Source organism: Bradyrhizobium sp., assembly GCF_028868675.1.
GTDB lineage: Bacteria > Pseudomonadota > Alphaproteobacteria > Rhizobiales > Xanthobacteraceae > Bradyrhizobium.
This window is the reverse complement of the sequence record NZ_JAGWUA010000222.1, coordinates 1-7,608: the sequence shown is the minus strand read 5'-3', so window position 1 is coordinate 7,608 and position 7,608 is coordinate 1. Positions and strand designations below refer to the sequence as shown.

The window sequence follows — 7,608 nt, the reverse complement described above, 5'->3', positions numbered from 1 at the left end:
CTGAGACGGCCGCTCGGCATCACCATCATCGGCGGCCTGTTCGTGTCCCAGATCCTGACGCTCTATACCACGCCCGTGATCTACCTCCTGATCGACCGGCTGCGGCGCAGGTCCGGACCGCGCGTGGTTCACGTGCCGGCGGAATGAACCAAGCAAGATGCTCAAGCTCCTGTCTGTTGGCGTGGAGCTCCATTGCTCGATCGTGCAGCCAGCCTTCCCGCGCAGTAGCACTCTTGTCTGCTCCACCAAAACCACTACGTTGGCGCAATGAAGGCTCTCGTGTTGGCAGCGCTCATATGCAACCCCGGGGATCGGCTGATCGACCTCGGCGGCAAACTCCCTCCCACCGTCAAATCGATCGATTTGCTGATTGCGGTTGAGCCCTATTACACGCGGCTCTACGTCTACCATCCGGGCTTCCCCGACAGCATCCAGAGCTGCTGTCACGGCTCGCCCACCTCCGTTGTGAGACTTGCGGTCACGGATGGACGCTTCTGTCTTAGACAGAGCCGGCCGCAGATGAAATGGAAGTTGAAGGTCATCGTTCGACCCGAGACTGCGGCCTAGAACTCGCCGACTCCCGCCTGCGCGAAAGGCACATCTACAACCTCCACCGGTCTCCACCGATTGTGCAGTAGTCCGACGCCAACTCTTTCGTTTAGACAAAGAATTGTGCGATGGGGAGCCCCATGAAGCGCTTGTGCGGTCCATTGCATCAGAACCGGAAGCAGCACTATGCGTTCTTTGACCAGAACAGCGCGGCTCATTTCAGCCATCACCTCCGCCTCTCTTGAAGCACTGGCTTGCGCAAGAAGACGGCCAAACCGATGGCCTAACCCGAGTTCGTGTCGACGTCGGTCTTCTGCCCTTTCATCGCCAGGACGACCTCTTGGGCGATGCTTGTCAGGCCGGCACTATCCAGGCTTTCACCATTGTGGCTCGCGACATCCTCCACCATGGGAGGCGCCGGCGGATTGGCCTTCGAGAATGCTCGAAGCGTGAGCTTCGGCTCTTGATCGCGGGGCTTTGGTTTGGAAAACCACATCAGTTCACCATGTCAACCAACAGTCCAACTCGAATCCAATGCTAGTCCCACTATTTACTCGTCGCAACCGGCGACTGCCGTTGCCGGACAGTTAATAGTGGGATGGATCGCGGCGGTTTAAATCCCGCCCCGTCCCGGCCGGTTCGCCCCCGCGGGGACGTCTCGAAAAGCCTTCGGCTCTTCGACTTGGCGTGCCGCGCGAAGTCGCAGGAGCTGCGGGGCAGGCTGCGGTTCCTGCTTCCCCTTCCTGCCCGCCGCTCCTCCCTTCCAGGCGCGCCCGCGGGCTGACGGCCCCGTAACCGCCCCTCAGACGCGTTTCGATTGCCGAACCTTGAGACGCATTAGCAGGTGGCTGACCGGCTCGCGCGCCGTCAGGCCAACCACGTAGCCCGCCTGGCACGACACGGCTTGAAGAAGCGCCGTCGCCGCCCCCTCGAATAACCCCTGGCCCGCCAAATGGGCCGACGTCAAGGAGGTCGCAAGCACGGCAAGAGTGATTGGAATTAAAACCAGCACGTTGAGATTGAGGCCGAGACAAATGCCGAATGCACAGGCGGCGACCGGCAGCATGGCGGCACTCCCCAAAAATCCAATGGCGCTCGCCCGAATATGGATGTTGCGCCGCACTCCGAGACAGCCTATTCTCGGCTTCGTTAACGAAGAGTTATTTCGCCGTTTGTCTTGGGCAAGTTTTTGTGGTCTTCGCCACGGTCAGTACTTCGTTGGCAGCAGGTGTTGTTATGTCGATCGGGTCGGATATTCGCAACGAGGTGCGGCAGATCGACCATGCCACCAGCCGAAACGGGCTCCTCCTCTCCCCCGATTTAATTCCTTATATTCTGTCGACCTCGGACGCACTGGTCATCATGCTGTCGAGCGTCGCGGGGGGATTGGGCTATCAGCTGCTGTTCCTGGATAATCCCCATATTAACCTGCTGCCCTCTTGCGCCGTCGGACTGCTCGCGAGTTTCATCCACATCCTGAGGATGAGCGGCACCGGCTATTATGATCTGCCCGAGAGCGCCAAGCCGTCGGTCGAAATGACCGAAATCCTGGTATGCTGGTTCACGACCGGCATCCTTCTCGCCTTTTTCGCATTTCTCCTCAAGGTCGGGGGCAGCTATTCGCGGGGCGCTTTTTTCGCGTTCTATGCCGTTGCTCCGATTGGACTCCTGGCGGTTCGAAAGCTGACCAAGATCGGACTCGCGTCGGCAGTCGACAGAGGCGGCATTGCCCGCCGGGACGCGGTCATGGTCGGCAGCCGCAGCGAGTTGACCTCCCTCCAGCTCCACGATCGTCTCGCGCTCGTCGGCGCGACCGATCTGACGGAATTCCGGCTGGCTGACGAGAGCGTCTCCGAAGGTCAGGCTGACACGGATGGCGCCGTGTTCGACATGGTCGACACCTTTGTGCGCCGGCACAACTGCCGGGAAGTCCTGCTGGTGCTGCCTTGGAGCGATACCGGTCGGATCGAAGACGCCCGGGAGCATCTGAAGAACCTGCCGGTCTCCGTTCGGTTGTTGCCCGACTCGCATGTTAGATCGCTGTCGAACTTCGTATCGTCGGCGAGGCAGCGCGTCGTTGCCATCGAGATCCAACGGGCCCCGCTCAGTGCGGTCGAACGCTTCGTCAAGCGCTGCATGGACGTCGTCGTCGCCGCGGTGACGCTGGCCCTATTACTTCCCGTTCTCACATTGACCGCGATCGCCATCAAGTTGGACAGCAAGGGCCCCGTCATCTTCCGGCAACGTCGCAAGGGCTTCAACGGCAAGCAGTTCGTAATGCTGAAATTCCGGACCATGCGGGTGCTCGAAGACGGGCCCGTCGTGGTTCAGGCGTCGCGAGAAGATCCGAGGGTCACTCCGATCGGACGGCTGTTGCGAGCCGCGAGCATCGATGAACTGCCCCAACTGATCAACGTCCTCAAGGGCGAGATGTCCCTGATCGGACCGCGGCCGCATGCGCTGGCTCACGACGACTATTTTGAGCGGATACTGGGGGACTACGCGTTCAGGCACCATGTCAAACCCGGAATGACGGGCTGGGCTCAATGCAACGGCCGGCGCGGCGCTACCCCTCGCATCGAGGACATTGCCGAGCGCGTGAAGCTTGATCTCTGGTATGTCAACAACTGGAGCCTCTGGCTCGACGTGCAGATCCTGATCAAGACCGCTTTCGAGGTCGCGCGGAAGCGCAACGCTTACTGACCAAGTCCCCGTCCCCGCAGATACCTGTTTTGCGTGCAGGCGGCCTGATTGCGCATAATGGGTTGCATCGCACCAGCATAGAAAATAATGGCATCTTTTTCAAAGGCTTAAAGCCGGCCTCGCGCTCGATTGCCGCTGGGCCCATGATCAAAATAAATGGGGTCTTGGGAAACGGCAAATAAACTGCAACAATTATCTATGAAGCGAATCACGTACGGTTGAAAATCGGCCAATCGGACGCAGCGATGAAGAAGCTGAACCTGGAAAGTCTCTCGATCGACGAGCTCTGGCGGCTTCACGAGGAACTCAACCAGTATCTATCGACGCGGTTGAATGCGGAAAAGCGCGCGCTCGAAAAGCGGCTCGCGCAATTGCGTCGTGAGAATGAAGTGAATGTCGTTCAATCGGATCAGAAGCCCGTTCCGCGCAAGAAGCGCGCCTATCCCAAGGTTCATCCGAAATATCGTAATCCCAATGAGCCTCACGAGACCTGGTCCGGGCGCGGCAAGCAACCGAAATGGCTTGCGGCACAACTGAAGACCGGCCGGTCGATGGAAGAGTTCCTGATCAGGCACAGATAGGTTGCCTTTACCGGCCCGCGGCGCAATTCTAGCGGTCGCATGCGCCGGCCCGGACGTGGCCAGGAGATTTTGATGAGGATTGTGCTGGCTCTCTTGATCTTGCTCTCGCTGGCCCGATCCGCGGCCGCGGACACGCCTCGGTTCAGCCGCCCCAACCTGCGGCTTGCAGATGCAACATCCGACGCTTGTCTGTCCCGCTGCGAAAGCCAGAACGCAGCGTGCAGGCGCGTCTGCCCGACGACCCTGAGCACTCCATGCGTGATGTCGTGCGACAGCCAGGCTCAGACCTGCCGCGCAGCTTGCAGGCCCAGATAGCCGCCTTGAAACCACCCGTAGGACTCAGCCGTCAGCTCGACGACGCTGAAAGCCGGCCGCCGAAAAGCGAAGCTCGAACGCGCCGCCCGAACTTCATCGCTCCAAGGGCTGCGAAACCAAACAGGAGCAACGCCCATGTCGAGGGCTCGGGCACTGCATTGACCTGACTGACCGGTTTGAGTGAACCGCTTCCAAAGAACAGAATGCCGTTCGGCAGCGAGTAGGCCGCGGAATTTTCCGTAAGGGCTGCCGACCCAAGTCCGCTCCTCACCGCACAACCAAGCGAGCCGCAATCCGTACCAACCATGAGCGCCCCGAAATCGTATACGAAAGCAAAAGGGCCGAACCGGGGATCGGAATCGAGATTGGAACTGAACGAAACGACTGACCCGGCGGCGCTGCTTGCGGATGGATCAAATGTGATGCTGAAACTACCCGCCCAATGGTCGATTGGCGGCTTCGGGCTGAGGTCAGGAGCACCATGAACGTGCGCCGCGAAGCCGGAGTACGCGAAGGTGTAGGCTCTCGTAACGAGTTCCGCCTGCGATGCCTCGGGAAGCAAGACGATGGCAGCGAGACCAAGCGCAAGAATTGTCGATTGAACCCGCATTCCACGACCCCTCAAGGAACCAGAGGATTACTCTTGGCCAGATGCCTGCCGCATGCGCTTCGCGCGCATTCGACCGAAAACGCTTCCGCAATTTACTTCGAGAGGCGCCGCTTGGATTTCTTCGTCAACTCCAAGACCTCCTTCCGCACGGCCTCGCGAAGTGCCAGGACTTCGGCATAACGCGCGTTCAGCGATTTGTCCGCCGAGCTTTCGATCTCGTCTTCCCGCTTTCTGTTGATGGCGCGCAAGTCGGTTCTCCGAAAGCAAGACGCCCTTTGATTCCGGAGTCTCGCGATTTGAAACATGGCCGGACTATATGAGGCGCTCGACACCGGGACAAATGAAGTCGTCTGTTAAGCTTGACCGCTAACGCTGCGAACGATTGATGGAAGCCGCGCCGACGCCGGACCTGCCACCTGCGAAGGCCTGCTCGCAGACGTTGGTTCTCCCCTCGGATGAACGGGGAAGCATGCGACGGCGCATCTACACAAAGACGGGGAATTCGGAGACCTGGCACGTGGGGCACGAACGCTCGCAAACGGCGATGCGCGCCGTGCACCTACGGTTCATCGGCAATAGTTGATGGCGTCCGATCTAGGCGAGCCGAGCCCGGGTTTGCGCAATCCAGGCTTTCCATGCCTGATCGTGTTTCGAATAGAGTTCCAGCCAACGCGTATCGTGTGCGGCAGCGCATGTATGGGCAGCGGTCGCTGCGATCGTCGGACCAATCTCTCCGAGATCCACGCCACCATCCAACGTCTCGAACTCGGTGGTTTCTTCGAGGGAGAGACCAATCAGGACGCGATCACCACGAGCATCGACGAAGTACCGTCGCGGCGCAGATATCCTGTGATCAGTCATGTCTGCGGCCCTCCGCGTCCGGCCCCGCGAATGCGGGGTAGCTCGCTCGCACGCGAACGATCGTCTAGGTCGGCCGCGATCGCCGCTCAAGGAAAACCTCAACTTAACCTAACCGTGAATGGTTACTCGACGAACGTCACCTGCGAGACATCTGCCTGTCGTTCGGCGAGATGGCGTTGACCAAGCAGTTGGGCCATTGCGTGGGGCTGCCTCCCCGGCGGATCGCAGTCCAACGCAGAAGGAAACGGCCCCTCGCCCCGGGGATCGAAGAGGCCTTCCGATCAAGGCAAGATCGATTGTCGAAGTATTTCGTCAGGACCCGGCATCGCGAAGCCTCCAGCGACCTGCAACTGGAGCGGTCGACGTGAAAAATTCCGCGGAAATCATCCCTTCCGCGGGCTGGGCGTCCGGCGCCTAAGGCTTCGAAGAAGATGGTGGGCACGACAGGGATCGAACCTGTGACCCCTACCATGTCAAGGTAATGAGAGACACCAATTCTCGTGGGAAATCAAAACGAAAAGGCCAGTAGAAGTGCAAATCGGAGCGTGAACGGACCCGGAACGAGCGGGATTTGCTGTTGACGTGCTGTTGACCAGTCGACCGTCAGCTCCGGCCTCTGATCGCGCTTCTGACGCAGTCACCACGGGCGGGATGGGAGCCCCTACCGGCGCAATCATTGCACCGACTACTCACGTCCAGCAAAAAGCGTCTCGATCAGCGGACATTCCGGCAAGGTGCCGTCAGCGCACTGCGCGACGACCTCCTTGAGCACCCGCTCCATGCGCTTGAGATCGGCGATCTTCGCTCGCATGTCATCGAGATGCGTGGCGGCGACAGCACGTGCCTCGGCGCAAGGCTGGTCGCGCTCGTCCACGAGCCGCAGCAGTTCACGGATTTCATCGAGCGAGAAGCCGAGCTCCCGCGCGCGCAACACGAAGCGAAGGCGCCGCTCATGCGACACGTCATAGCTGCGATAGCCGCTCGTCGTGCGCGGCGGCTCGGGCAGAAGGCCGACTTTCTCGTAGTAGCGCACCGTCTCCAGATTGCAGCCCGTTCGCTCGGCGAGTTCGGCCCGCTGCAGGCCCTTCACCACGGCGTGATCGTGCATCGCCAAAAACCTTCTTGACCCTGTAGCGACTACAGACCGCATGGTACGGCACACATTGGATTTCGGCAAGAAAAGAGAGAACGGATATGGTCGCATCGCGATCCAGAACGGCGGGCACGGCGCCCCCTGCGGCCGATTTCTCCGAGTCCGAGCGCGGCGAGGTCGGATGGCAGCGTCTGATCGCCGCTGGCGGCATTCTCGGCGCGCTCGCTGCGTCGTCCTGCTGCATTGTGCCGCTGATCCTGTTCAGCATCGGCATCGGCGGCGCCTGGATCGGCAATCTGACGGCGCTTGCGCCCTACAAGCCGTTCTTCGTCGGGGGGACGGCAGGCCTTCTCGGCTATGGCTTCTATCTCGTCTACTGGAAACCGCGGCGAGCCTGCGCTGATGGCGCCGCGTGCGCGCGCCCGATTCCCAGCGGCCTAATTCGGGCCGCGCTCTGGATCGCGACGGTGCTGGTGGTGGCCGCCTTCGCCTTCGACTACGTCGCCCCGCTGTTACTTCCCGCCTGATGCCAAAGGAGACCCGGCTCATGAAGAAGACTTTGAGCGCTGGCGCCCTGATCGCCTTGATGATGACGGCATCGACGGCATTCGCCGGCGAGCGCACGGTCACCTTCGCCGTCGACAACATGACCTGTGCTTCGTGTCCGTACATCGTGAAAAGTTCGATGGAGGGGGTCCCCGGCGTCGCGAAGGTCGCCGTTTCGTTCCGCGCCAAGACCGCGACCGTGACCTTCGACGAAGCGAAAACAAATGCGGCCATGATCGCGGCCGCCAGCATGAACGCGGGCTATCCGGCCCATCCGGTGAAGCAGGGCAATTGAGGTGAACGACCGCCCCGTAATTCGTGCAGGCACGGCTATCGCCGTCCTCGCTGCG

12 protein-coding genes are annotated in these 7,608 nt (G+C 60.6%); 6 read left to right on the top strand and 6 right to left on the bottom strand.

Going from position 1 to position 7,608, the window contains the following annotated elements; all coding sequences use genetic code 11:
- Window positions 1–147: an efflux RND transporter permease subunit gene (locus KGM94_RS25320; RefSeq protein WP_366526264.1), complete on the top strand. Its 147-nt coding sequence runs from the start codon at window positions 1–3 to the stop codon at window positions 145–147.
- Between the two features lie 120 nt (window positions 148–267).
- Complete coding sequence (locus KGM94_RS21685) at window positions 268–567, top strand: hypothetical protein (protein ID WP_300263949.1); 300 nt, start codon at window positions 268–270, stop codon at window positions 565–567.
- 265 nt (window positions 568–832) lie between these two features.
- Here KGM94_RS21685 and KGM94_RS21680 read toward each other — a convergent pair whose 3' ends face one another.
- Window positions 833–1,045, bottom strand: a complete 213-nt coding sequence (locus tag KGM94_RS21680) for a hypothetical protein (RefSeq protein ID WP_300263946.1) — start codon at window positions 1,043–1,045, stop codon at window positions 833–835.
- A gap of 306 nt (window positions 1,046–1,351) precedes the next feature.
- Entirely contained in the window at window positions 1,352–1,615 is a 264-nt protein-coding gene (locus tag KGM94_RS21675; protein ID WP_300263943.1) for a hypothetical protein, read from the bottom strand.
- Between the two features lie 125 nt (window positions 1,616–1,740).
- Here KGM94_RS21675 and KGM94_RS21670 point away from each other — a divergent pair, with 125 nt between their 5' ends.
- Window positions 1,741–3,252 carry an undecaprenyl-phosphate glucose phosphotransferase gene (locus KGM94_RS21670; protein ID WP_300263941.1) on the top strand — a complete coding sequence of 504 codons (1,512 nt, stop codon included), beginning with the start codon at window positions 1,741–1,743 and terminating at the stop codon, window positions 3,250–3,252.
- A gap of 245 nt (window positions 3,253–3,497) precedes the next feature.
- Window positions 3,498–3,833: an H-NS histone family protein gene (locus KGM94_RS21665; protein ID WP_300263939.1), complete on the top strand. Its 336-nt coding sequence runs from the start codon at window positions 3,498–3,500 to the stop codon at window positions 3,831–3,833.
- A gap of 346 nt (window positions 3,834–4,179) precedes the next feature.
- Here KGM94_RS21665 and KGM94_RS21660 read toward each other — a convergent pair whose 3' ends face one another.
- The 4 genes from KGM94_RS21660 to KGM94_RS21645 all read right to left on the bottom strand — a co-directional run bounded on the left by KGM94_RS21660 (window position 4,180) and on the right by KGM94_RS21645 (window position 6,727).
- Window positions 4,180–4,758: a PEP-CTERM sorting domain-containing protein gene (locus tag KGM94_RS21660; RefSeq protein ID WP_300263937.1), complete on the bottom strand. Its 579-nt coding sequence runs from the start codon at window positions 4,756–4,758 to the stop codon at window positions 4,180–4,182.
- 92 nt (window positions 4,759–4,850) lie between these two features.
- Window positions 4,851–5,006 carry a hypothetical protein gene (locus KGM94_RS21655; protein ID WP_300263935.1) on the bottom strand — a complete coding sequence of 52 codons (156 nt, stop codon included), beginning with the start codon at window positions 5,004–5,006 and terminating at the stop codon, window positions 4,851–4,853.
- 346 nt (window positions 5,007–5,352) lie between these two features.
- Window positions 5,353–5,619 carry a hypothetical protein gene (locus KGM94_RS21650; protein WP_300263933.1) on the bottom strand — a complete coding sequence of 89 codons (267 nt, stop codon included), beginning with the start codon at window positions 5,617–5,619 and terminating at the stop codon, window positions 5,353–5,355.
- 685 nt (window positions 5,620–6,304) lie between these two features.
- The gene (locus KGM94_RS21645) at window positions 6,305–6,727 is read right to left on the bottom strand and encodes a helix-turn-helix domain-containing protein (protein ID WP_300263931.1); all 423 of its coding nucleotides are present in this window, start codon (window positions 6,725–6,727) and stop codon (window positions 6,305–6,307) included.
- Between the two features lie 86 nt (window positions 6,728–6,813).
- On the opposite strand from KGM94_RS21645, the gene KGM94_RS21640 reads away from it, so the two are divergent.
- Both KGM94_RS21640 and KGM94_RS21635 read left to right on the top strand, forming a co-directional pair.
- Window positions 6,814–7,239 carry a mercuric transporter MerT family protein gene (locus tag KGM94_RS21640; RefSeq protein ID WP_300263929.1) on the top strand — a complete coding sequence of 142 codons (426 nt, stop codon included), beginning with the start codon at window positions 6,814–6,816 and terminating at the stop codon, window positions 7,237–7,239.
- 20 nt (window positions 7,240–7,259) lie between these two features.
- On the top strand, window positions 7,260–7,553 hold the full coding sequence (locus KGM94_RS21635) for a cation transporter (protein ID WP_300263927.1): 294 nt from the start codon (window positions 7,260–7,262) through the stop codon (window positions 7,551–7,553).
- The last annotated feature ends 55 nt before the right edge of the window (window positions 7,554–7,608 follow it).

Bases quoted from the DNA above. Each gene is read 5' to 3' on its own strand.
- KGM94_RS21685 (WP_300263949.1), top strand. From the start codon at position 268: ATGAAGGCTCTCGTGTTGGCAGCGCTCATATGCAACCCCGGGGATCGG.
- KGM94_RS21680 (WP_300263946.1), bottom strand. From the start codon at position 1,045: ATGTGGTTTTCCAAACCAAAGCCCCGCGATCAAGAGCCGAAGCTCACG.
- KGM94_RS21675 (WP_300263943.1), bottom strand. From the start codon at position 1,615: ATGCTGCCGGTCGCCGCCTGTGCATTCGGCATTTGTCTCGGCCTCAAT.
- KGM94_RS21665 (WP_300263939.1), top strand. From the start codon at position 3,498: ATGAAGAAGCTGAACCTGGAAAGTCTCTCGATCGACGAGCTCTGGCGG.
- KGM94_RS21660 (WP_300263937.1), bottom strand. From the start codon at position 4,758: ATGCGGGTTCAATCGACAATTCTTGCGCTTGGTCTCGCTGCCATCGTC.
- KGM94_RS21650 (WP_300263933.1), bottom strand. From the start codon at position 5,619: ATGACTGATCACAGGATATCTGCGCCGCGACGGTACTTCGTCGATGCT.
- KGM94_RS21645 (WP_300263931.1), bottom strand. From the start codon at position 6,727: ATGCACGATCACGCCGTGGTGAAGGGCCTGCAGCGGGCCGAACTCGCC.
- KGM94_RS21640 (WP_300263929.1), top strand. From the start codon at position 6,814: ATGGTCGCATCGCGATCCAGAACGGCGGGCACGGCGCCCCCTGCGGCC.
- KGM94_RS21635 (WP_300263927.1), top strand. From the start codon at position 7,260: ATGAAGAAGACTTTGAGCGCTGGCGCCCTGATCGCCTTGATGATGACG.